We start from the raw sequence: 25796 nt of genomic DNA on the forward strand, positions 1-25796 counted from the left end.
GTGAAAAGAACAGTTTCTGACAAAACAGACAACTAAAACATAATTTTCCGCAATTTTCTCTCATAGTATACGATATTTTAGTCATCTATATGACACATCGATTCAGAATATATCTTACCGTGAAAATCTTAGTACCAGAAAAAAACACTCTAAGCATGAAATACCCTAGCAAGCGCACAAAGTGAACAATTAAAAAAACACAGCCCGATCTTCTGCAAATAAAAATAACAATATGTTTTTATTAAGAATTGTGATAAAAGCCTGATTTTAAAATTAACAGGAGATAATAATGGTACAAATAGTTTTTTTTACTGACCCAGGAAAAGATGGGGATGATTTGCTTGCTACAGTCCATGTGATCATGCAAGCTAAAGCTGCAGGTATTATAGATCCTTTGACACCGATTAAATTAATCACCACCGACGAAATTCCTTGCAATCAATATGGAGTGCAGGATCCCAATGGCAAATACGGTTTACGTGCTTTATATTTACAAATGCACATTGAACAATTACAGAAACAATTAAACCTGCCCAAAGGTAATTTACCCGAAGTAATTGCTGGCCCAGTAACAAGTTATTACAGCTATAACGAACCACTTAAAAAATACCATCATGAGCCATCACAAAGCGATGCCTTCTATCCTACTGATGAAGTGATTCAGTATTATTCACAATTTGATGTATTGCCCAAAATGAACTCTCTTTTAAGCACTGCTGAACAACCCAATGCGTGGTTACAAAAAATTGGGCAAGCAAGTCCTGAAGAGACAACTTTAGTTAATATCGCGTCATTTAATACAGTTAGCGATTTTCTTGCACAAATGGCACCAGAAGAGCAGAAAAAGTATACCCTTATCAACATGGGTTATAATAAACCTTACTCTCAAAATGATTATCAAACTTCGGATCTTCCCTACAATGCACGGAGCACCGACGCGAAGAGGGCAGCTTCTGCAGTAGCAGCATTAACCCATGACAGAGCATTTCATGTGGTTTCAAAAACAACACGAGTACTCCCTAACTACAGTAAAATCACATCGATGAAAGGGGCATCGGACATTATGTCTCGTGCCTATCCTGTATTAACCGGACAATATGCTCCTACGCTACTCACAGCAATGGGCGAGTTTATAAAAAGTTCTAAATACAAAGGATTTTGGCCTCATGATGTTGTGGCTTCACTTTTGGCATTAATTGGAATAATCAATTGGAAAGAGTCCATTGGAACTGAAGTAACTAAAGAAATGCTATTTAAGGAGACAGCTCAAATACCTGCTCATGATCTCCGCCTACGCATGGTCAATGATACCGGAGTGTTAATTGACTCTTCCGTTCCTGAGGAACAAGAGAAAAAAGATATTGCGATTGAAAGTGATGGGCACTTTATTTATGGAAAAGAAATAGATCCCATATTCTTTACTTCTCTATTACATCTCATTGCTGTGGGCTGTGTCAAAGAACAAGAGCCTTTAGTGGATTGCTATAAAAAAATCATTAAATTAAAAGCTGAATTACATCAGCTAAAACAACAAGGTCAAACGGATCCAGAAAAAGAGCAGCACATTAATTCTCTGTGGATAAAGGCGAACTTATTGGAACTGCAACAGCAGCTCAAACTACAAGCTCAGGCTAACCTGGATGAAGCAAATAAATATTTTCTTAGCGCTGAAACATTAGAAGCCGAGAATAAAAATGCATTAGGTGAAAATCTCCTACAATGGGTTAGAGAAATCGAAGCATTCCTACAACTTACTGAAAACCATGATTTGCCAGAATCAATGATTCAAGAAATCAACAAAGCCTTCCAGCAGCCGACAACAGAGAAAAAATATACTGCCTTGACAGGCCTCTTCGTTAATATGCTGAGACCCAGATTGATGCCAACTGAAAGAGCATGCAATTTACTGCAGCAAAATGGCAAATTGGATTTTGAATTTAAACGAACTGGTAATAGCGTTCTATACTATTTTTTGGCCACCCTAAACCAATTTCCCACTGCTTTTTCAAGCGGTGTTTGGGGCATGTCTTCAAAATATAAAAAACTACTGGGTTTAGATGGTCATTCTGCAACCAATAAAACTGCGTTTTATTTGCATTTAGCACTTCATGATGCAGGAAAAGGGGACCAAATAAAAAATGCAGTTCATCGGGATAGCAAGGGGAATTATTTAATTCGGCTTCCATCTGGCAGCTATTTTAAGTGCACTGATAACAAACACCTTTCTCCCTCTGATGCAGATCAATTCGAGAAAGCAAAAGAATATGTTGATCATGACATGGCTCTAGAACTTTATGGTTTTGTTGGTGCTCAAGAAAAGGATTGTACAGCTACAGAATATTTATTATGGGGTGGTCCCGCACCTGAAGAAGAACAAAAAAATAAAGAAGCATTTATTTTATGTGATGAACTATTCAATTTATGCAATGAAATGAACATTGCCCAAATTGTTCAAGGAGAAATTCCTTTTGCAGGAATTAAAAAAGGATTAGATTTATTTTTTGCTGCGTACAAAAAAAATCCAAAACTTGCTGAGTTGGTTTTTGTACATCATTGCTATGACATTTTTGGCGCGAAACCTTCTGATACAATGGTTAGTGCTCCTGGAAGTTCGCCTGAAATTCATCTAAAAATCAATCTACTTTATAAAACTTTAGTTAGCGTAGCTCAGGAACAAAAGCCAGGTAAAGATCCTGCCGAAGAAGCCTATACTCTATATCGCAAAAAATTAGCGAAAGCCATCCCTGATATTCTCGGCTCTGAGGCTTCATTGCACGATGCAGCAATAACACGTATTGCGCAAATGTTACGTTGTCATTTATTTAAAACGAGACAAAATCCAAACAATAAAAAAATTACAATTCGTGACACAGGACAATACGAAGCGAGGACTCGTTTATTTGTAGAAAGTATTGATGCTGCATTCCATCAGTTACCTAAAAGAGAACAAGAGAAGTTAGTAGAATTTCTCAATAATACAGGCACTGGAGAGACTCCGGCGGTAATGGTCAAGTATGGTCCCAAACTTTTACTGACAGCAACTACTGGCGCTGAATATGCAAAAGCGGATCCAACCGATACAACTAAAATTGCTCAATGTCTAACCCCAATGTTGAAACTGTATTTGAGGCTGTACGAATATCAACAAACTCGCTCGAGCAGATATAGTGATATCGATGTCGATGATTTAGCAAAGATCATAGAAAAAGTGTTCACTTGGTATAAAGATGCGAGCACGAAAGAGAGAGATTATTTTGCAAACCTGCTTTTTGATTTACAAGTGAAAGGACAGGCCAATGCATTTTTTACTCAGCTCGGAGATATCAAGTCTAAATCTGCTTTAGAGCAAATGGCAAAGATTCAAGAATGTACCAAATCAATAGGTTATCCTTGGATTGAACCTGAAAATGAGCCAGCATTGAACGATAGCTTTTCGGACTATGAAACCCAGTTGCGTACGACCCCCATTCATACTATCTATTCTGATTTGCAAAAATCTGCTATGGATAAAAATAAAAAAAATATCTTTAGGAAAGAATTTCTACACTATCAATTAAATCACTTGGCTCAGGTTTCGGAATGGCAATTGAAAACAAGAAATGCCAATGGAACGATTGATAGTTTCCAGATTCATAAAGACTCAATTATTGCCCCAGAGTCGCCTAAAGAAGCTGTGAATAAAGCAATATTAGAAGTACTTAAGTACCTCATAATCGACACACAGTGGGATATTGGTTATTTTGGTGGGGAGAAAGTTAAATCAACTACAGGTGCTTCCAATCTCATTCCTAAAGGAATGCATGCCGTCCTTAAAGAGATTGAAGAGGCGCAAAAAGGCTCGGTGACCTTTTCAGAAACCGTAGAAAAAGTCGCGGGGATGATCGCGGCCTCCGCTAAAAAGAATAATCACGGCTTTTTCAACAAACGAGGAGAAACGACGCAAATTTTCTATGACAAAGCACAAAAGCTGCTAGGTGAAGATGCAGAAGAACGTTTGCACCAAACGTTTGTTAATCTGTAATCTCTATTAGGAGCAACGTAATCCCGACTGCAGCGAGGGAACTCCAAATCAGAGATCCTTCGTTGCATTACCCTAGCGTCAATCAACTCATAAATCTGGGTTTTGTCTGCCTGCATAATACCTGATGCACTTCCTACTTTAAGTACGACAGAAACGAGCAGGTAAACCAATACAAGTTCCAACATTAAACTTTTTTTGAGATACGAACACGTGTTGAATAACTGCAACCTTCTCACCTTAATTCTAAAAACAACTTTCCCCTTGTCATAGGTTGTCCCGACATGATGCTTATCCCAAGAATTATCATGTTGTTAGATGAAATTTAAAAACGCAATTTTTCATTTCGACCATTCATTATTTTAGCACTTCAGGATAATTGGATGCGGAACTGTCTTAAATCATGATTCAAGACAGTAGATGCTTTGCTCTTCTGCGAGGAGACAATTGTGTTCAAATTTATCTATGGCGTGCAACGTGTTTTTTTCTAATAGTTTAGCCGTTCTGATAATTTCCTGTTTTATATCGATTAATGAGCTGATGCTAATCTCTTTTCCAATTTTTAAAAGAGATGATGAGAGGTGATTTAATTCACTTATGGGTGTGTGTAAGCTAATCCCCAAAATGCTTTTTTTTAGTTCGCGATATTCATCACTTATTGTTTTAATCTCTTGTAATAAATGAAAATATTGTTCAAAAAATTTAAGTTTCAACAGGCTGTGCTTAAGGAATAACATGTGGTCCTGATACATTTCTGGTGCGAAACGATGCATCGCATCTAAGGTACTGGGTGCTACCGCAAATAGACCGTTATAAGTGCATCGGAATAAAAGTGCCATGTCGCATTCGAGTTCTTTAAAAACAGCCTGATATACCTGATCAATGGGCCCACAAAATGCGGGGTCATCAGAATTTAAAGAAATCATTTCATCTTTAAATAAAGTTTGAAATTGAGTATGAGATTTTAAATTGGGTATCGATTTTGGAAAAAATGCAACATCACTTAAAGGGCATAGCTCAAGTGTCATGCCATCAGATTTAAGTGTTTTTTCGAGTTCTGGATAATTGGCAACATTTCTGCCATGGGCAAATCGGTCAAGATATTTTTTTGCAGTTTCCAAGGTATGTTTCTGTGCTTCTGGCTCGATATGGGCGGTGATAAAATACCAAGGATTCCCCTTTTGCTGTCTGTAATGATTGATCTCATCGAAAAAATTAAAAAAACGCTCTAGAGGGAACCCTTCTTCCGCGCCTGCAAGGCCTATTGTTGTCACCATCGGATTGGGATATTGTTGAATGGTACCCCATATGCTCTGAAAATCTTCTGGATCTATGTGTCGCTCTTGATAATAGCGTAATCTTAATGTGGTGACATCACCAAACTCTTTGATCCCTCGCGCAATGCCACGGTTATAGGCCTGGTTAAATTCAACAAAAGTTATATGTTCTTTACATTGAATCCAGGATATTCCTGGCAAAGCGAAAATGACATGATGCTCATAACAATATTTATAAAATGCATAGGTGAGATCTTCGATATCTTGAGGCGTTTTCAACAGATTCGAAATGCGTCGAAAGTCTTTGATGAATTGATCCAAATCATCCGAACCAGTAAATTTCCATTGCTGGGTTTGTTCATCGATCAAGTCATATGGAAAAGGGATATTATTTCGCTCAGCTATAACTTTAGCTAATTCAATATCAATTAAAAAGCCAGCCTCAGCGTGAACATGTAAATCTGTTTTAGGCATTTTTTGAATCAGCAAGGTATTGATATCAACCTCTTCATCACATAAAGTTTGTAAATGGTGTAAATCTTCCAAACTCAGAGATGGGAGTGACATTGAAAGATCGGGGCTGGCTTCCTTAAAAAATCGTTCTTGCATTTAACCCTCTTTATAATGTGATTCGACCTGCATGTCAGGATATGCTACACAGTAACTTATTATTTTTCAAAAATATAGGGTCAGATATTGATTTTTGCCTTTATCCATAAAACACAGCAAGTCAGGGTATTAAACTCCTTTGCGTAACGAAACGGGTAACGATTAGATACATTTGAATTCTCATCAAACCGCTGCAAGCAATTCAATATTCTGAAGATACTCGCTTAGCTCTTGAAACAAAGTTAAATCTTTATCCTGCAAAATAAGCATCAACTTTTTTTTCCACTGACTGGCGCCAGGTAAACCAAAAGCTAGGTTGAATATAGGTTTTATTAGTAAACTAAGCGATACACCTTTGCTGTATTGATCAAGCAAATAATCCAAGTAATAGTTAAATACCTGACTGCGTGTTCTCACGGGAGATTCAGGATAAAGCGCTTGATGTATTGTTGCTATTTGAAAAGGATTGTCACATGCTAAACGTCCAAGCATCACTCCTTCAACATGTTGAAGATGTTCGGTAATTTCTCCGATATTCAAAATATTGCCATTGATCACTATCGGAATTGTAGGAATTTCCCTTTTAAGACGATAAACATATTCGTAATTAACTGGTGGAATTGTTCGATTTTGTTTTGGATTTAAACCGTTTAGCCATGCTTTACGTGCATGAACAATAATCTTTTGTGCCCCGGCCTCAACCAATTGATGAACAAAATCACTAAAAAATTCATAACTGTCTTGATGATCAATTCCGATTCTAGTTTTGGCTGTAACAGGAATACCCACTGTTTGTCGCATAGCATGAATACAATCAACGACCTGTTTGGGTTCTTTCATCAAACAGGCACCAAAACGGCCTGCTTGAACTTTATCACTGGGGCAGCCAAGATTGATATTCACCTCATCATATCCTTCTTGCTCAGCACGATGAGTGCATTGCGCCAATGCATCAGGATCGGAACCACCAAGTTGAAGTGCGATGGGATGCTCTTTTGCACTAAATTGCAACGAACGCACAGGATTGTTTTGAATTGCCCCAGTAGTTTGCATTTCAGTATACAAAAGTGCATGAGGAGCCAAAAATCGCATAAAAACTCGAAAATGACTGTAGGTCCAATCGATCATCGGAGCAATAGACAAAGGAGAAAGCAGAATATTCGTCACTATTATTGTTCGGTTAAAAAGTACTGATTATAACTGAAACTAAAATTTTTTGTGCAAAAAAATAACCGTATTGCAGCAGATGCCGATGCAATACGCTCCCCTCCATCCCGAGTATAGTGAGGCGTGAGGGGGAGATAAGCACTTCACTCTATTTTTGATTGACCGCATTCATCGCTTGAATCAGTAATTGTAGGCGGGTACGTCCTTGGTAAAAATTAATATCAAGCTTATAAGCCGCATGGATGTATTTTACTCTGTGGTTCGGCCAAGATTTTAAATCAATGTTAAATGCAATCGCATCCACCTGTTGATCACCCTGTGTTGTTGCCAAAGTCATTTTCAAATGATTTTTTCCTACCAGCCGTTGCTCCAGCACTTCAAAAACATTATCAAATACGGGTTCAGCAAATTGCTGTCCCCAAGGACCTGCTTGCTGGATCAATTGAGCAATCTCAATATTAAGCTCTTCAGGTTGCAATGGCCCATCAGTAAGCACTTCCCCTTCGCATTGAGATAAATCAATATGCTTACTCACTTCAGAAATTAATGCTTCCCTAAAGGCTTTAAACGAGTTTGGATGAATACTCAGACCTGCAGCCATAGCATGACCACCAAATTTACAGATGAGCCCTGGATTATCCTTATCAATTGCTGCCAATACATCTCGGATATTTAAATCAGGAACTGACCGCGCAGATCCTTTTAATTCATGTTCACTGACTTCTGCAAAAGCTATTACAGGACGATGATATCGCTCTTTCACCCGTCCCGCTAAAATTCCAATTACCCCCTGATGCCAGGTTTTATCAAAAAGGCATAAAGCGATGGGTAAATGATTACTTGTATATTCTGTACTTAAAGCAAGTTTTTCCAATGCAAGCATTGCTTGCTCTTTCATTTCAGTTTCAATTAACTTTCTTTCTTCATTTAACTCATCGAGTTGTTGACAATAGTTTCTAGCTTGTTGGGGATCTGTAGTAATTAAGCATTCTATGCCTAAGGCCATATCGTCCAATCTTCCAGCGGCATTAAGTCTTGGTGCAATAGCAAAACCTAGATCAGACTCTCTTAGTCGCGCATACTCACGTCCAGAGACTTCAATCAAAGCCTTTATTCCTACACGACATTGTCCTTGACGTATTCTGGAAAGACCTTGATTCACCATAATGCGGTTATTCTGATCCAGCCCCACTACATCAGCGACAGTGCCTAATGCCACTAAATCCAAAAAACTGGCCATATTAGGTTCAGTGATATTCATTTCATGGAACCAATTTGCTTTCACCAAATGTCTACGCAAAGCCAGCATGACGTAAAAAATAACCCCTACGCCAGCAATCGATTTACTGGGAAATTTACAATCTGGCTGATTTGGGTTCACAATAGCGCAGGCAGCAGGAAGAGTATCTGCAGGCAAATGATGATCGGTGATTAAAACATCAATCCCTAACTGGTTTGCTTTTTCCACACCCTCAACACTAGCAATACCGTTATCTACGGTGATAATGAGATCAGGCTTCCATTTACTGGCCACCTCAACGATTTGAGGTGTTAAACCATAGCCAAACTCAAACCGATTAGGAACCAAATAATCAACAAATTGAGCCCCCATAGCCCGTAAAGCAGTGACAGCAAGTGCGGTTGATGTTGCACCATCCGCATCAAAATCACCAATGATTAAAATTCTATGCTGTTCACGTAATGCGCTCTCTAAACGAACACAAGCCTCGTTTATTCCTTTGAAGCTGTCAAAAGGGAGTAATGTTTGGAGTTGTTTATCCAATTGACACGATTCTTTTATTCCCCTGTTTGCAAATATTCGCCTGAGTACATCAGGCACATTAGGTAAATCGAGTATGTGTGATGGCTTGGGGCGTTGTTTAATTAGCATGTATTATTTTTCTCCATAAACGGGCATACCACCTGCCGCTATTCATCAAATAAGCAGTATTATTCCAATACAAATGAACGGGCATTTTTTCTAATTCTTCTTGATGTTGCTTGCTCAGTATTGAAAACTCAGAGAGTAATAAAATTTGAAAGTCCTTGAGCTTTATTTCTGGGCTATACACAGTAACCTGAGTACTACATAATGTCGCAAATGAAAAAAAATGCGCGTCAACACAAATATTAAGTGCTTTTTTCTCATTCAGTTTTGCATTCCCCCAAACCCACAATCCATTAATTAAAGACTGATTGGGTCTTGAAGCGAACAGCATTTGGCTTTCAGTGATGAATTTCTGCCAATGCATCGAGTTATCAAGTTGGGTCAATTCGGGCATTAAGGATTGATGCAATATATGATGGGGAGGTTTTGCATTTAAAGAATATTTTTTATTCGTATTAAGCAACCAGGTTTCCGCATCATGATAATAAAGTACGGTCTCGTCTTCAGCCAAATACTGTGAAAATACGTCAAACCATGATCTCGACTCACTCTCTTCCAGCTGTAAGTCTCTAGCCGAGGCAACTATCATCGCATCATTATGAGTCGCTTCCCAGTGAACTGGTGTGACTATGAACCACTCGCCTTCCAAATTATGATGTCGCTTTAATAAATCGGCATAAGGTGGATTAGTAGGTTCATAGCCCAGGCTCAATAAAAAATTGAGTAACACATTCCCTTCTGAGGGTAGTGGACTCATTCGTTCTGGAATAGAATTACACTCTGAGTCAATTACAACATGCATGTTTCTTCGGCCTTAATCAATCCATCTCTACGAAATAATGCCTTTAAGTTTCGTAATGCTTGTCGCATCCGATCTTTATTTTCTATTAAACCAAAACGAACATGATGATCACCTTGTTGGCCAAAGCCTATCCCTGGGGATACAGCGACATGAGCTTCTTTAAGTAAATATTTGCTGAATTCAAGTGACCCCATGTGTTGATAATGAGTTGGGATAGGTGCCCAAACGAACATAGTTGCTTTGGGTCGAGTCACTTCCCAGCCAATCTCATTTAAACCATCACAAAGAATATTACGTCTTTTCTCATAGAGTGCCCTGATTTCATGCACACACTCATCAGGCCCATCCAGTGCGGCAATAGCAGCTACTTGGATTGGTGTAAACGTACCGTAATCCAAATAAGATTTAATTCGAGTAAGCGCGGCAACGAGTTCCTCATTTCCACAAGCAAAACCAACTCGCCAACCCGGCATATTATATGACTTGGACATCGAATAAGTTTCGATGGCAACATCCGTAGCGCCGGGTACTTGAAGTATTGATGGAGCTTTATATCCATCAAATACAATATCAGCATAAGCTAAATCATGAATTACCCAAATTTTATGTTTTTTCGCCAGATCAATTACTTGCTCAAAAAAGGAATAATCAACACAATGCGTACTTGGATTAGCCGGGAAATTAATGACTAATGCTTTAGGTTTCGGCAAGCTTCGATTAATTGTATCCTCTATTGACGCTAAAAACTGAGTTTCATTAATCAAAGGAATTTGTTTGACGTTAGCACCTGCAATAATAAATCCATAGGTATGGATAGGGTAAGCTGGATCAGGGACCAGTATGGTATCTCCAGGCCCACTTATCGCTAAGGCCAAATGAGCCAATCCCTCTTTTGAACCAATAGTAGCTAATATTTGTGTTTCACTATTTAAAGATACATCATAGTTGCGTTGATACCAGGAGGCCATAGCCCGTCTTAACCTTGGTATACCTTTCGACATAGAATATCGATGGGTATCTGGCCTTTGTACTGCCTCAATCAACTTATTTACAATATGAGGTGGTGTGGGTTGATCTGGATTTCCCATACCGAAATCAATAATGTCTTCTCCCCGCGCCCGCGCTTCGGTTTTTAATTGCGTTAAAGTATTAAAAACATAAGGGGGCAAACGATTTATGCGCGGAAATTGACTCATAATAGTGACCTCTGTAGTATACTTGTAGCTATGTATAATTCATTTGAACATTCTAAACCATGAATATCAATTTAGAGTCCGCGGAACAACACGCAGTACAAGCTTATAGTGATAACAAAATTCAGATTAATTCCATTGTTTATGAACGCAGTTTAATAATTTCTAAAACAGCAATCATTAGTGATCTTGCAATTAAAACCATCGAAGAAATTGATGCACACTATATGAACTTATTAACGCAATTTAAACCGGAAATTATCATCATTGGTCATGAACATACCGGAAAACTCCTGCCTCTGTCAATTCTCAATCAACTGACAGAACAGCAAATAGGTATAGAATGCATGTCTGTAGGTGCAGCATGTCGTACTTATAATGTGTTGCTGAGTGAGCACCGCGCTGTTGTTGCAGGATTTATTTTTGAATAGAAATATAGTTGTAGCCTGGGTCCAGTGCAGCGATCATACGAAATTCCCCTCTCCCACTTGTGGGTGAGGGTTTCCCTCCTCCCGATACGGGCACCTTCTCCTCAAGGAGAAAAGGGAAACACAATGGCTGAACTGCAGCCAGTGCTGCATTTTATCAGGCAGCGACTTAGAGCTGTCTTCGTGCCTCAAGAACATTCGGGATTTGCTCTAATTTTGTTAATAGGCGAGAGAGACTATTTAGACCATCAACATCTACAGTTAATGTAATATAGGCCATGTTTTCTTGTTTGTTACTTTGCGTTTGTAGTGCATAAACATGTGCTTTTTCATTGGCAAGTAATGATGTGACATCTTTTAAAAGCTCAGAACGATCAAATGCCTTGATTAAAATATCCACTACATAGTTTTCACGTGTAGCACTGCCCCAAGTAACTTGCAGGAAGCGTTGCTTTTGCCGTTCACTCGCATGAATAATGTTAGGGCAATCTGGCCTATGTACTGACACACCTCTTCCTATAGTGATGTAGCCAATTACTGGATCACCTGGGACAGGTTGGCAGCATCGAGCCATAAAAGTTAATAAATTACCGACCCCTTCAATTCGAAGATCGCTCCCCGTAACCTCTGGCTTGGCCTGTGGTTTAACAAATCGCTCAAGATTGAGTTCTGAAGTAGGTGGTGGAGCAAGCTTACTGATGATTTGTCCTATCTTGATATCACCACGTCCAAGATTTGCATACAGATCATCAAGTTTTTTGAAATGCAGTGCCGTCGCTACTTCATTCAGTTTATCAGATTTTATTCCTAAAGATTTTAATTCTTTATCTAATAACTCACGTCCATCCTGGATGTTTCGATCATAATCTTGCATTTTAAACCAATGCAATACTTTGGCCTTAGCTCGGGATGTTTTGAGATAGTTCAAGTGAGGATTGATCCAATCACGAGATGGCTTGATTTCTTTTCCAGCCAAAATCTCCACCTTATCTCCTGTTTTCAGTTGATAAGTCAAAGGAACGATATGGCCATTGATACGGGCCCCTCGACAGCGATGCCCTAAATCACTGTGTACATGATATGCAAAATCCAAAGGAGTAACGCCTTGAGGTAGATCAAGAACATCACCATCAGGAGTAAAAACATAAACCCTATCTTCGAGAAACTCTGTGGTAGTACTTTCAGGAACCCCTTTATTACTTGCCATTTCTCGATGCCAAGCCAATACATCGCGTAACCATTCAATTTTACGTTCATGGCTTTGTTTCTGTTTAAAACCACCCTCTTTATATTTCCAATGTGCGGCAACCCCCATTTCGGCCAAATCATGCATATGAAATGTTCTTATTTGTACTTCAAAAGCTCGACCTTCAGGGCCTGTAACTGCTGTATGCAACGATTGATAGCCATTTGCTTTAGGATTGATAATGTAATCATCGAACTCAGCTGGAATTTGCTTCCAAAGTGTATGCACCATACCTAAGACCTCATAACATTGAGGTTGGGTATCTACGAGGACACGTACCGCTGTAGCATCATAAATTTCATCCAGCGACACATTCTTACGGGTCATCTTTTTATAAATACTATGGATATGTTTTGATCTACCGTAAACAGCAAAATGATCTATTCCACTTGCTTTAATTTGTTCATTAAGCTGGCCAACAATTGTATTGACAAAGTTATCGCGCTCCAGTCGTTTCGCCTTCAGACCCTTGGCAATCGCTTTATAATCTTCAGGGTGTAAATGACGAAAAGCCAAGTCTTCCATTTCCCATTTAATGGCCCCTATTCCCAGTCTATTGGCTAAAGGAGCATAAATTTCCATTGCCTCGGTAGCTAATTGTTTGCGTAATTCTTCAGATAAATGAGTGGCGGTTCTTAAAACACACAAGCGTTCAGCAAGCTTGATCAATACAGCCCGCACATCATCAACCATAGCCAATAACATTTTGCGAATGTTATCAATTTGTTGCTTATTTTGTGGGTATTTATTTAATCCTTGAAAACTGTGCATCGCGCTCATGCGCTCAATACCTTTCACGAGCTTCGCAATATTAGGACCCAACTGCTCCGACACATCATCAATGGACAGATCGGCATAATGCACATTTTCAAAAATAATTGCAGCAGCCAGCGTTTCTGGGTCAACTTCAAGATCAGCAAGTAAATCCGCCATAATCAATCCTTGTTGCAAACAAGAATGACCTGTTTCTGTAGCATGTTCTTGACCTGCAAGCTGACTGAGAGCACATGCGCTACGAATGAGTTCAAGATTTTCCAAATAACCTTTTGCGCCTAATTGATGAAGCCATAAATCAACATCAATGCTTCCATCTTCGCACAATGGAACGGTATCTTTTACTCTAACCATGAGTTTTATCCTTTTTCAAATAACGCTATCGACTCAACATGGGCAGTATGAGGGAACATATCCATTACTCCTGCTTTTATCAGTGTATAGCCTTTTTGATTGACTAATATATCAGTATCTCGTGCTAATGTTACGGGATTACACGATACATAAACAATACGCTCTGGATTTAATGCATCAATTTGTTTCACAATTTCAAGCGCGCCTGATCGAGGAGGGTCAATTAATACTTTACTACAAGGCTGCTGAACCAGTTTCTTAACTTCATTAACATCATCCAAATTTGCCGCATAAAAATCTACATTTTGAATATGGTTTAATTTGGCATTCATGTATGCTCTTTCAACCATAGTCTTACTGCCTTCAACACCGAGTACTTTGGCACAAAATTTAGCCATTGGAAGTGAAAAATTTCCCAACCCACAAAATAAGTCTAGCACTATATCTGTACTTTTTAAGTCCATAAGTTGTATGGCTTGCGATACCATGGAACGATTTAACGCAGAATTCACTTGCGTAAAATCTGTGGGATGAAATGAATAGGTAATCAGATAGTCCGGTAATGTGTATGTGAGATACTCACTGGATTTGGGTGGATAAAAACAATAAACGCTATCGGGACCACCAGGCTGAAGAAAAATTTTATATTGATAGTCTTCAGCAAATTTTTGAATTTTTAACTCATCCTCACCATTTAAAGCAGTTAAATTCCGAAAAATAAGAGCAACCTCATCATCGCCAGCAGCAACTTCAATTTGTGCAATACAATGTTTATCTTGCATCGAATCGATCAATTGTCTTAATGGAATGATATCTGCATCAAGTTTGGCATTTAAAACAGGACATTGGGTAATTTCAGTAATATACCTAGGATTATTACGTTCCCTAAAACCAACCATTGAAGTCTGTTTCTTCTCAACAAATCGTACGCTTAATCGTGCCTTATTTCTGTAATTCCAATAATTTGAAACTAGAGGTAATAACACAGTTTGGGGGTTGGTATGACCGTATCGTGATAACAAATCCAATAATTGCTCTTGTTTAAAATGAATCTGTTCTTCTGCACTCATATGTTGTAATGAGCAACCCCCACACATAGAATAATGCGGGCACTTAGGTTCGACCCGTAAGGAAGATGGTTTAAGAACCTTAAGTAAAAGGCCTTCATCAAAATCTTTTTTTATCCTTTTATACTGGAACTCAACTAATTCACCTGGCAAAGCACCTTGAATAAAAGTTGCCTTACCTTGAATACGTGCAACTCCTTTTCCATCATGGCTTAAATTATCGATTTGAGCAGTTTGCGGGGTTGGATTGTGTTTGGGTTTTGCTCTTCTCATGAATGTATTCTCAACATATAAATCATTTAATTAACAGAAAAATCAGTGCAATTACGAAAAAAATTGCATTGTTTAAAACGGTAAAGAGTACCACATGCAATTTATATTTGTCATGGATATTTGTTATGACAAAATCCATGATGTCCAAATAAATATCATTACAGATCCGGCTTGAATTCTAGCAATACCAAATATACGAGCCCTCTCATATTCTGCTTTTACTGCAATAGATAACAGTGTGTATTTCATGATTGGGTTATTTTAGAACATCTTTAAAATGAGCTTATTTATCAAGTAATTCATAGTCCTATTCACAGTGTTATCCACAGTTTCTGTGGATAACCACATCATCAATACATTTTTTTAAAAATAACAATACCCCGCTACACAAGGGGTATATGAATTTTTTAGTAAAAAAATGAAATAAAAAGCGACTTTTTAATAAAAGTTATTCACAGGAAAGGAAATTTAAGATCGTACTGTGGGGGTCGTGTATCATAACTAAAGAAAGATTTAAAAAACAGTCTTGACAGTGAATTTTTATATATTTTTTATCAGGATTTTAATTTTGAATGTGTAATATCTTTTTCAATACAATTGCATCTTCAATCTTATTATCTTCTATGTAATAACCCGGTTTAATTTCTGCTTGTTCAAAGCCCATACTCTGATAAAGAGATAACGCTGCTTTATTGCTAGGCCGCACTTCAAGAGTGACATAATCAATATGCTGTGATTCAGTTAAAGAAAAAAGCACTTTTTTCAGAAATTGGCGTCCATAACCTTTTGATTGAAATGGTTTGGCAATACAAAAATTTAAAATATGACCGCATTTGTTACTGTGTCTGGAAATAATATAACCACCAATGAGTCGCTGACTTCCTTCATCAACTTCGAATAGGCGACAATCATATCCCACACGAACGCAATCCCTTAAAATCTCTCTACTCCAAGGAGCAATATGCGCATTTTTTTCAATTAAATAAACTGCATCAACATCTGATTCAGTCATGCGCCGAATGTTGAATGCCATCCCTGTTTGCTCCTAAATAATTTTTTTGTCGAAACTCAGGAGAAAGCTCCTAATTACCATACCGAATATGTTCCATTTCTGCGAAAGCAGAAAAATGGAATACTACTTTTACAACCATAAGACCTACAAAAAAACTGACTGGTCCATGCCCTATTCATTTAATACAAAAAATCCCTTCTCCCCTAGGGGAGAAGATGCCCGTCATGACGGATGAGAGAATACAAGTGTTCTCTGTCAAATGTTACTCAGTACTTTTTTTCTTTTTGGGCAAATAAAGATCGGTTATCGTACCCTCAAATGCCTCTGCAGCTTGAGCAATAGTTTCCGAAAGTGTTGGATGTGGGTGTATTGTCAGAGCAATGTCTTCAACATCGCAACACATTTCAATAGCCAATGAGGTTTCAGCAATTAAATCACCGGCATTAACTCCAACAATTCCTGCGCCCAATATTCGGTTGGTATCAGGACAGAATAACAATTTCGTCATTCCTTCTTCGCGTCCCATACTTAGTGCACGGCCACTGGCAGCCCAAGGGAAGGTCGCTTTTTCATAACGAATACCTTTTTCTTTGGCTTCCTTTTCAGTTAAGCCTGTCCAAGCAATTTCGGGATCAGTATAAGCAACACTCGCAATACATTTGGGATCAAAATAATGTTTTTTTCCAGCGATAACTTCAGCAGCAACTTTACCCTCAGGAATTGCTTTATGCGCAAGCATAGGTTGTCCAACGACATCGCCGATAGCAAAAATATGTGAGACATTGGTTCTTAGCTGATTATCAACTTTGATAAAACCTCGCTCGTCCACCTTTACACCAGCTTTTTCTGCATCAATTGCACCACCATTTGGTTTTCTTCCAACTGAAACAAGAACTTGTTGGAAGCACAGCGGTTTGTCTGTTGCATGCTCGCCTTCCATAGAAACATAGATACCATCTTTTTTGGCTTCTACTGCGGTTACTTTAGTTTTCAAAAGGAATTTGACGCCTTTCTTTTGCATGCGTTTTTGCAAAACATTAACGAGATCAAAATCAGCACCTGGAATAAGTTGGTCCATAAATTCAACAACGGTTACATCAACTCCAAGAGATGAATAAACTGTGGCCATTTCCAGTCCAATAATTCCTCCACCTAAAACCAATAGATTGCCTTTAATGTCAGCAAGTTCTAAGGCACCTGTTGAACTAAAAATACGCTTGTCTTCAGGAATGAAAGGTAAATTAATGGATTCAGAGCCTACAGCAATGATAGCGTTTTCAAACTCCACTTCGACTGAGCCATCTTTGGTAGCAACAGTTATTTGGTGGGAACCCGAGAACTTCCCTACTCCGGTAATTACTTCCACTTTCCTTTGTTTTGATAAGGCTTTTAAACCGCCTGTTAATTTGGAAACAACTGAGTTTTTCCATGCAACAATTTTTTTATTATCCAGTTTTGGTTTGCCAAAGCTTATACCTTGATCAGACATTTCATGAGCTTCATCAACAACTTTTGCAAGATGCAACAAAGCTTTAGAAGGGATACAGCCCACATTTAAACAAACTCCACCCAGTGAATCATATCGTTCAACTAAAACTACTTTTTTTCCTAAGTCCGCTGCTCTAAATGCTGCTGTGTATCCACCAGGTCCACTTCCTAACACAACGACATCAGTTTTAATTTTATTAGCCATTACAAGCCTCTTTTAATTAGATATTATAAAAAACTACAGTAAAATTCGTCTTATATCACTTAAGCAATCACAAATAAAACGAGTAAAACGCGCTGCCTCAGCACCATCAATCACTCGATGATCGTAGGATAAAGATAAAGGCAACATTAATCTTGGTTGGAATGTGCCATTTTCGTAGACGGGTTTTATTTCAGACCGAGACAACCCAAGGATCGCTACTTCGGGGCTATTCACTATGGGTGTAAAAGATGTACCACCAATTCCGCCTAAGCTGGAAATAGTAAAGCAGCCACCAGCCATATCTGCCGGCATCAATCCTTTATCTCGAGCTTTTGAGCTTAAACGCGTCATTTCGGTTGCAATATCAGCAACGCTTAACTTATCCACATTTTTTATTACCGGCACAACCAATCCATTGGGCGTCTCAACAGCAATTCCTATATTGCAATATTTTTTATAAACAAGATTAGCACCGGTAGCATCTAAAGATGCGTTAAATTGAGGGAACGCTTTTAAAGCTTTACTCACTACGGCACAGACAAATGCAAGTAATGTAAGTTTATAACCCTTTTCTTTTGCATTCTCTGCCTCAGATTTTCTAAATGCCTCAACATCGGTAATGTCAGCTGAATCAAATTGGGTGACATGAGGTATTGTAATCCAAGAGCGATGCACATTAACCCCAGTAAGCCTTTTAATTTTATTAAGTGGTTTCGTTTCAATTTCACCGAACTGACTAAAATCAATTACTGGATTAGATGGCATACCTAAAGAACTCGAGCTGGGTTGCTCACTGAGACGTGCTTTTACAAAAGCCTGGACGTCTTCTTTCGTAATACGCTCTTTACGACCAGTTCCTGCCACTTCAGATAAGTTGACCCCAAGCTCTCGAGCCATACGTCTTACAGCAGGACCGGCAGCGAGTATTCTTGTTGACTCAACGGTACTGGCAGAAATAGTTTTCGGTGAAACATCTTCTTTTTTAAGATCCTCTGTAGCTGGTTTCGAGGATTCAAAAGTACTTACTTGCACTGATTCACTAGCTGTTTGTTCAGTTTTTGCGACTTCAGAACCATTTTCTACTGTAGCGAAAAGAATCACATCGCCTTCAGATACTTTATCACCAACTTTTACACTCAGTTTCGTGACTGTTCCAGCCACTGGAGAAGGGATATCCATGCTGGCCTTATCCGACTCCAAGGTAATGAGTGGCGTATCCACTTCAATCCGATCCCCAACGTGTACCATAATCTCAATCACATCGACTTGGGTTGCTCCACCAATATCGGGGATCTTGATTTCTTTTATACTTTCCGATTTTTTTTCCTGCACGATTTGAGGTTTATCTAGCTCTTTATTGGGTGTTTCATTTTTAGGAGCTTGTGATTCACTTTCCTTTTCAGTTGCTGATTTACTTTCAACTGTTGCCAAAAGAATTACGTCTCCTTCAGAGACCTTATCCCCCACTTTTATGTTTAGTTTAGTGATTTTACCTGCAACCGGAGAGGGAATCTCCATGCTGGCTTTATCTGATTCCAAAGTAATAAGTGGTGTATCAACTTCGATTTGCTGACCAACCTGAACCATTATTTCAATCACATCAACTTGAGTAGCTCCACCAATATCAGGAATCTTAACTTCTATTTCGTTTGACATGTCTTTCCTCAAAGGTTGCCGATCAATTCAAGCAACGATATTCAGGAAGCAGACTTAAAATAGTTATCCGCTTCCTTAGTCTCAGTGCTTGAATGACCAAGGCCACTATCTATTTCAATTCTAATGATTAACCGGATTTAATTTATCAGGTTTAATGTTATAGCGCTTCATTGCATCAACTACTTTGGATTTATCGAGGCTTCCTTCAGCAACTAATGCATTTAATGCTGCCAAAACTATAAACTTGGCATCCACTTCAAAGAAATGACGTAAACGCTGTCGTGTATCACTTCTTCCATAACCATCTGTACCCAATGTTACAAAATAATTTGGAACATAAGGTCTAATTTGATCCGCATAAATCCTCATATAGTCCGTTGCTGCAATCACTGGTCCGGTTCTACCTTCTAATTGCGTTGTAACATAACTTTTTAATGCCTTTGCCTCAGGATGCATTGCATTGTATCGTTCCACAGCTAATCCATCTCTTCTTAACTCATTAAAGCTTGTCACGCTCCAAATATCCGAGGTCACAGAATAATCTTCTTTTAGCATTTTTGCAGCTTCAATTACCTCACGCAAGATAGTGCCGCTTCCCATGAGTTGCACATGCTGTTTAGATTTTTTCTTATTTTCCTGAAGTAAATACATTCCTTTGATAATACCCTCTTCAACACCCTCGGGCATATCCGGATGCATATAGTTTTCATTCATTACGGTAATGTAGTAAAAAACATTTTCTTGCTTTTCATACATACGGTGTAAACCATTTTGAATGATCACAGCAAGCTCGTACGCAAAGGTAGGATCATAAGAAACACAATTCGGAATTGTTGATGCATATAAATGACTATGCCCATCTTGATGTTGCAATCCCTCTCCCGCCAGGGTTGTTCGTCCGGCGGTTCCACCGAGCAGAAATCCTCTGGCCTGCATATCACCTGCAGCCCATGCTAAATCGCCAATGCGCTGAAATCCAAACATAGAATAATAAATATAAAATGGAATCATCGCCAATTTATTGGAACTGTAAGAGGTTGCCGCAGCAATCCAGGAACAAAAAGCACCTGCCTCATTGATTCCTTCTTCAAGAATTTGTCCATCTTTAGCTTCACGATAAAACATTACCTGCTCGTGATCTACAGGTGTATAAAGTTGGCCAACTGGAGAATAAATACCAATTTGTCGAAACAACCCTTCCATACCAAACGTTCTGCACTCATCAGGAACAATTGGAACAATGCGCGAACTAATCTCTTTATTTTTAAGTAATACAGAAAGTATTCGTACAAAAGCCATTGTTGTTGAGATTTCTCTATCCCCTAATCCTTTGGTTACGGATGAGAAATCTTCTAAAGGAGGAGTTTTAAGTGGTTCTACTTCTGTAGAACGTGATGGCAAATACCCACCTAACGCTTCCCGTTGTTTTTTGATGTATTTAATCTCTGGGCTATCATCCGCAGGTTTATAAAAAGGAATGTCAGCAATTTGCTCATCACTTATAGGAATACTAAAACGATCTCGGAACGCTTTTAATTGATCCACAGTCATCTTTTTTTGCTGGTGGGTTATATTTTGTCCTTCACCAGCGGCTCCCATTCCGTAACCTTTAATTGTCTTTGCTAAAATAACAGTTGGTGAACCTTTATGCTCCACCGCTTTAGCATAGGCCGCATAAACTTTTTGCGGATCATGTCCACCTCGATTTAATCTCCAAATTTCTTCATCCGTGTAATTTTCAACCATCTTCTTTAATTCAGGATATTCATTAAAGAAATGTTGTCGTACATAGGCACCATCATTTGCCTTGTAGGCCTGGTAATCACCATCAACACACTCTTCCATACGTTTTTGCAACCAGCCATCCTTATCACGCTCAAACAATGGATCCCAACGGCCACCCCAAATCACTTTAATGACATTCCAACCCGCTCCACGGAATAAACCTTCAAGTTCTTGGATAATTTTGCCATTGCCACGTACAGGACCATCAAGCCGTTGTAAGTTGCAATTCACAACAAAAATCAGGTTATCAAGTTTTTCTCGAGCAGCAATGCTTAAAGCGCCTACTGACTCGACCTCATCCATTTCTCCATCACCAAGGAAAGCCCACACTTTTCGGTCTTCGGTGTTAATGAGACCTCTGTTCTCTAAATATTTTAAAAAGCGTGCTTGATAAATCGCTTGTAATGGCCCTAATCCCATAGAGACGGTAGGAAACTGCCAAAACTCGCTCATCAACCAAGGATGGGGATATGACGATAAACCATCAGCTTCTACTTCTTGCCTGAACTTACCTAATTGTTCTTCTGTTAAACGTCCCTCTAGGAAAGCGCGCGCATAAATTCCAGGAGAAGAGTGTCCTTGAATATAAATTAAATCACCGCCATGCTCGCCATTGGGTCCTTTAAAAAAATAATTAAATCCAGTTTCGTATAATGTAGATGATGAAGCATAGGAGGCAATATGCCCTCCCAGCTCAGGAGCGTATTTTCCCGCGCGTAAAACCATTGCCACAGCATTCCAGCGAATTAAAGCACTGATGCGTTTGCCAATCCCCTCATCTGGAGGAATTTGCTTTTCTTCATATGGTTTAATGGTATTTTTGTAGGGCGTATTAATTGAACTCGTTAAGTTGACCCCTTCTGAATTTGCTTTATTAAGAAGCTGCTTCAAAAGAAAAGCACCTCGTTCAGGGCCATCATTGGCTAATACAGCTTGCAGGGCATCCAGCCATTCACGCGTTTCTATAGGATCCAAATCTAAGTTAGTTTCATTTGCCATGAAAGTGTTCCCCGAAATCTATTAAACACAATAAGGTATAGCGTGTAATTTTTTTGGAATTACACCCGTGCAACCTTTCTTACACATTGCCAAATCAAATAAGCAATCGCATGTCACTTTGCGGCATTGTAGTGGATCGCGGTAAGAATTCAACTCACGCATCACCTTTTTGCCTTCAACTTTTCGTTCATGCACGTATTTAGCAAAATTTTTCCCTGCTGTTCTTTGAGCCTTATAAGAACAATTTGGACAGTTATCGACACAATTTTGTCTGCAAAATTCAAAATGCTGCATGCACGTCATAGTACATCGTTGTTCTTCTTGGGCTTTAAGTGCGCTTTGTTTTAATCCTTGGCAACCCCCAAGTCCTAGTATTATAGTGGCACAAACTAAACGCAAAAAAGAATTCATATAGAGCGCATCCGAATAAATAATTATGCAGGTTGAGCTATAAACCCAACCCCATTCTCAATTCATAAATTAAAAAACTAAAGCCAAGGAATTAATGTAAATAGCGCAATAAAAACCAACATGACAATAATTGCATGTTCCACTAAACCTTCAGCTTCAGGCATAGGAACTTCTTCAGCTTCATTTGTTCTTACTGCTAATAAACCACAATCGCGTAGCATATTACTATTCAAATCGGGTTTGGCAAAAAAGTATTTAGTAAACGAGGAAAAACCGCGTTGAAAATTTCCCACAAGTAAAAAAAGCAAAGCGGTTAATCGCGCAGGAATCCATTCAAGAAGATCCGTAATTTCATTTGCATGCTCACTAACCGAATTAATATCACGGCTTAATGTGATCAAACGGTAAGCCAGCGCGCCTACAGGTCCGGCAATAATATACCAAAATACAAGAGAGAATAACTGACGGTTAACCAAGATAAAATAGTCCCCCAAAAGCTCTTGATTACTTTTATTATCTGATTGAGTTACCGGGTAAAAGACATTCTGTGGGCCAAGGCAATAAAAGAAAATGAACAGACTTAACAGAAATCCCATCAATCCAAAAACAATATGGTGCAGTAATAAATAGATTATTAATACAAGCAATACAACGGGTATAACTATTAAGGCTAACAATATCCATGGATTAGTGAACATGCTGTGTTTGTCAGCAAATGTTTTTATTTTTTGATAATAGTCGGCAAACCAATAGAATCGTTGATAGGACATCGTGTGAATCAAAAAACGTTCGCTTAGTAAACACAATAAGATAACAAGTAATTTCATTATTTAATCCTTACGCATTTTATCAGAGAATGCTATGGGGGTTGGGTATTTCAAGACAACAAAGTATGATGAAACAATAAAAGTTAAAATGGTAGTTGCTTGTATTAAATTCGATGCTTTATCCGAGATAAGGTTGGTGCTAAGAGCAATACTGGCTACAAGTAATGAAAACTCGCTTGCTTGCCCCAATCGAATACCAACTTCCTTCGCGACATGTTTTTTTTCACCTGACTTACCAAGAAGTAAAGAAAATAATATCGGTTTAAATAGTAAAACTAAACCTGATAATATAAGAGCGGGAACAATAACTTGATGTGCCAATCCAAAATTGAATGTTGCTCCGATTGAAAAGAAAAACATAACCAGGAAAAAGTCTCTTAAGGGTTTTAAACTCTCTGCAATATAAAGAGAAATTGGACTTGCTGCTAAAGCTACACCTGCAATAAATGCACCTATATCTTCTGAAAGGCCTATCGCTTGCGCAAGAACAGACAAGCCAAGACACCATCCGATTGACAAAAGAAATACATATTCTTGAGTTCTATCAAAACGAGCCAGTAATCGAATCAAAACATACCGCTCAATGGCAAATGCAAACAACCATAGTGCAGGTAAATCAATGCCTACTAAAATAATATCATCGATAGATAAACCGTTTGTTTGTTTCGCGCCATTTATTAAGATCAGCACAATAATTGCAATAACGTCTTGCATCAACAATACACTGATCATGACCTCACCAGTATGTTGATGGTGCAAGATGGTTGTTGGTAATAATTTCAAGCCAATAATGGTACTTGAAAACATCATTGATCCACCTAAAATCCATGACTCATTCACAGTTAAACCGAAAAACCTACCCACCCAATAGCCCATAACTGCAAAAAGGATTGAGCTAATTAGGGCAATCCAGGTTACTTTCTTGAGCATGTGTATCAGGTTTTGTGGCTGCAAATGCAATCCAAGTAGAAATAATAGGAAAACAATTCCAACATCACCAATTTGCTTAACTATGGTTACATCGGATACCAGACCTAAGCCCCAAGGCCCAAATACGGCACCGAGTAAAATGTAGGCAACCAACAAGGACTGTTTGGTATAAAGAACCAACGTTGATAATAATGCAGCGCCTGCGAAGATTAAGAAAATTGTATAAAACACAGTGCCATCATGCATTGATTGAATACCTCAATAATAAAAAATATCAACCTAAGAAAATTTTAGCTTGATGATGTCGCAAGAATAAGAAATGGAACACAACAAACGAGTTAACACACGCTTCATCAATGCTACAATTTTGTTACCATAGCAATTCTAATGTCATGAAAAATCGACGCCATAATTTTATCTATTAATCCGCGAATTAGCTATCAATAATTCAATGTTAATTAAATCAAAACAGAAAAAGATCCTGTAATACCATTAAGAACCAATTTATGCTTCAAACTATCTGCCATATTTTTTGACCCAAATGGCCCTACTCTTACAATATAATGCTGTTTAAAATGCTCAATATAAACAGGAGACGGGGTAAGGTGGGATAATTTTTCTTTTAAACGCTTTGCTAAGATTTCGGTCGAAAAAGCACCTGCTTGCAGATAGTAATGCGCTTGTCCAGCAGGTCCCATTAACGTTTCAATTTCAACTGGAGCTGTTCCCTTAGGAAATACGCCAAGTTTTAAAGCTGCAGCGTATGACAAATCGATGATCCTGTCTGAGTGAAAAGGACCACGATCATTTACTTTGACAACAGCTTCTTTTCCATTATTTAAATTCTTGACTTTGACATAAGTAGGTAAAGGTAAGGTCTTATGCGCAGCAGACATGACGTACATATCGTAAGGCTCGCCGCTTGATGTTCTTTGCTTGTGAAACTTTGTTCCATACCAGGATGCAATCCCACGTGTTTTATAACCCGTTGAGCTTCTCATCACCTGGTATGAGCGTCCATCAACAGAATACTCTGTTGGATTTCCATATCGGCTTAATGGTTCTTTGGTTGGTACGGGTTCCTTGAAACTAACTGGTTTCGTTTTAGAGGGAGCCCCATCCTTTAATTGGGTGTAGCGATTGGTTTTATTTTTATAACGATTGTATATGGAATTATTCGTTTTTTTACTTGCTTGTCGCGTAGACTGTTTCGCCCCTGATGATGCAGAGTCAAGAGACTGATTTGTAGTTTGACATCCTGTTAGCAGAATGAGCACAGCAATAAGTATCTTTCGCATTTTTTCCATTTTTATTATTATTTTCTGGCTAATATACCGAAATATCACCTAATTTCGAAGAATTATTTTAATTTGAAAAAAATTTCATT

Annotated in this window: 17 protein-coding genes; 2 read left to right on the top strand and 15 right to left on the bottom strand. The window is 38.5% G+C overall.

Features of this window, described 5'->3' with window-relative positions; genetic code table 11:
• The first annotated feature begins 289 nt into the window (after positions 1–289).
• Positions 290–4021 (top strand): hypothetical protein, encoded by a 3732-nt coding sequence (locus OQJ13_RS01160; RefSeq protein ID WP_265708586.1) that lies wholly within the window; start codon positions 290–292, stop codon positions 4019–4021.
• A gap of 398 nt (positions 4022–4419) precedes the next feature.
• Here the strand turns inward: OQJ13_RS01160 and OQJ13_RS01165 are convergent, their stop codons facing one another.
• The 5 genes from OQJ13_RS01165 to alaC form a co-directional block, all read right to left on the bottom strand.
• Positions 4420–5904, bottom strand: a complete 1485-nt coding sequence (locus OQJ13_RS01165) for a hypothetical protein (RefSeq protein WP_265708588.1) — start codon at positions 5902–5904, stop codon at positions 4420–4422.
• Positions 5905–6087: 183 nt separating this feature from the next.
• On the bottom strand, positions 6088–7071 hold the full coding sequence (dusA, locus tag OQJ13_RS01170) for a tRNA dihydrouridine(20/20a) synthase DusA (protein WP_265708589.1): 984 nt from the start codon (positions 7069–7071) through the stop codon (positions 6088–6090).
• Positions 7072–7219: 148 nt separating this feature from the next.
• Positions 7220–8962, bottom strand: coding sequence for a single-stranded-DNA-specific exonuclease RecJ (recJ, locus tag OQJ13_RS01175; protein WP_265708590.1), 1743 nt, complete (start codon positions 8960–8962; stop codon positions 7220–7222).
• A complete protein-coding gene (locus OQJ13_RS01180) occupies positions 8952–9761 on the bottom strand; it encodes a hypothetical protein (protein WP_265708591.1) in 810 nt (269 codons plus the stop codon). The genes recJ and OQJ13_RS01180 overlap by 11 nt, the downstream gene beginning before the upstream one ends.
• Positions 9749–10957, bottom strand: coding sequence for an alanine transaminase (gene alaC / locus OQJ13_RS01185; protein ID WP_265708593.1), 1209 nt, complete (start codon positions 10955–10957; stop codon positions 9749–9751). Before alaC ends, OQJ13_RS01180 begins: the two co-directional genes overlap by 13 nt.
• A 59-nt stretch (positions 10958–11016) precedes the next feature.
• Between alaC and OQJ13_RS01190 the strand changes: the two genes are divergently transcribed.
• On the top strand, positions 11017–11385 hold the full coding sequence (locus OQJ13_RS01190) for an Mth938-like domain-containing protein (RefSeq protein ID WP_265708595.1): 369 nt from the start codon (positions 11017–11019) through the stop codon (positions 11383–11385).
• Between the two features lie 166 nt (positions 11386–11551).
• On the opposite strand, the gene relA is transcribed toward OQJ13_RS01190, so the two are convergent.
• The 10 genes from relA to OQJ13_RS01240 form a co-directional block, all read right to left on the bottom strand.
• Entirely contained in the window at positions 11552–13756 is a 2205-nt protein-coding gene (relA, locus tag OQJ13_RS01195; RefSeq protein ID WP_265708597.1) for a GTP diphosphokinase, read from the bottom strand.
• A 5-nt stretch (positions 13757–13761) separates the two neighbouring features.
• Positions 13762–15096, bottom strand: coding sequence for a 23S rRNA (uracil(1939)-C(5))-methyltransferase RlmD (gene rlmD, locus OQJ13_RS01200; protein ID WP_265708598.1), 1335 nt, complete (start codon positions 15094–15096; stop codon positions 13762–13764).
• A gap of 562 nt (positions 15097–15658) precedes the next feature.
• Entirely contained in the window at positions 15659–16129 is a 471-nt protein-coding gene (gene rimI / locus OQJ13_RS01205; RefSeq protein ID WP_265708600.1) for a ribosomal protein S18-alanine N-acetyltransferase, read from the bottom strand.
• A gap of 241 nt (positions 16130–16370) precedes the next feature.
• On the bottom strand, positions 16371–17801 hold the full coding sequence (lpdA, locus tag OQJ13_RS01210) for a dihydrolipoyl dehydrogenase (protein ID WP_265708602.1): 1431 nt from the start codon (positions 17799–17801) through the stop codon (positions 16371–16373).
• 33 nt (positions 17802–17834) lie between these two features.
• On the bottom strand, positions 17835–19457 hold the full coding sequence (gene aceF / locus OQJ13_RS01215) for a dihydrolipoyllysine-residue acetyltransferase (RefSeq protein ID WP_265708604.1): 1623 nt from the start codon (positions 19455–19457) through the stop codon (positions 17835–17837).
• A gap of 120 nt (positions 19458–19577) precedes the next feature.
• The gene (gene aceE, locus OQJ13_RS01220) at positions 19578–22241 is read right to left on the bottom strand and encodes a pyruvate dehydrogenase (acetyl-transferring), homodimeric type (RefSeq protein ID WP_265708607.1); all 2664 of its coding nucleotides are present in this window, start codon (positions 22239–22241) and stop codon (positions 19578–19580) included.
• Between the two features lie 21 nt (positions 22242–22262).
• Positions 22263–22652: an acyltransferase gene (locus OQJ13_RS01225; RefSeq protein ID WP_265708609.1), complete on the bottom strand. Its 390-nt coding sequence runs from the start codon at positions 22650–22652 to the stop codon at positions 22263–22265.
• A 77-nt stretch (positions 22653–22729) separates the two neighbouring features.
• Positions 22730–23479 carry a regulatory signaling modulator protein AmpE gene (locus tag OQJ13_RS01230; RefSeq protein WP_265708611.1) on the bottom strand — a complete coding sequence of 250 codons (750 nt, stop codon included), beginning with the start codon at positions 23477–23479 and terminating at the stop codon, positions 22730–22732.
• A 3-nt stretch (positions 23480–23482) separates the two neighbouring features.
• Positions 23483–24655, bottom strand: coding sequence for a cation:proton antiporter (locus tag OQJ13_RS01235; protein WP_265708612.1), 1173 nt, complete (start codon positions 24653–24655; stop codon positions 23483–23485).
• A gap of 212 nt (positions 24656–24867) precedes the next feature.
• Entirely contained in the window at positions 24868–25707 is an 840-nt protein-coding gene (locus OQJ13_RS01240) for a septal ring lytic transglycosylase RlpA family protein (protein WP_265708613.1), read from the bottom strand.
• Between the last annotated feature and the right edge of the window lie 89 nt (positions 25708–25796).

Origin of the sequence: Legionella sp. PATHC035, from assembly GCF_026191115.1 — a bacterium.
Lineage (GTDB): Bacteria > Pseudomonadota > Gammaproteobacteria > Legionellales > Legionellaceae > Legionella.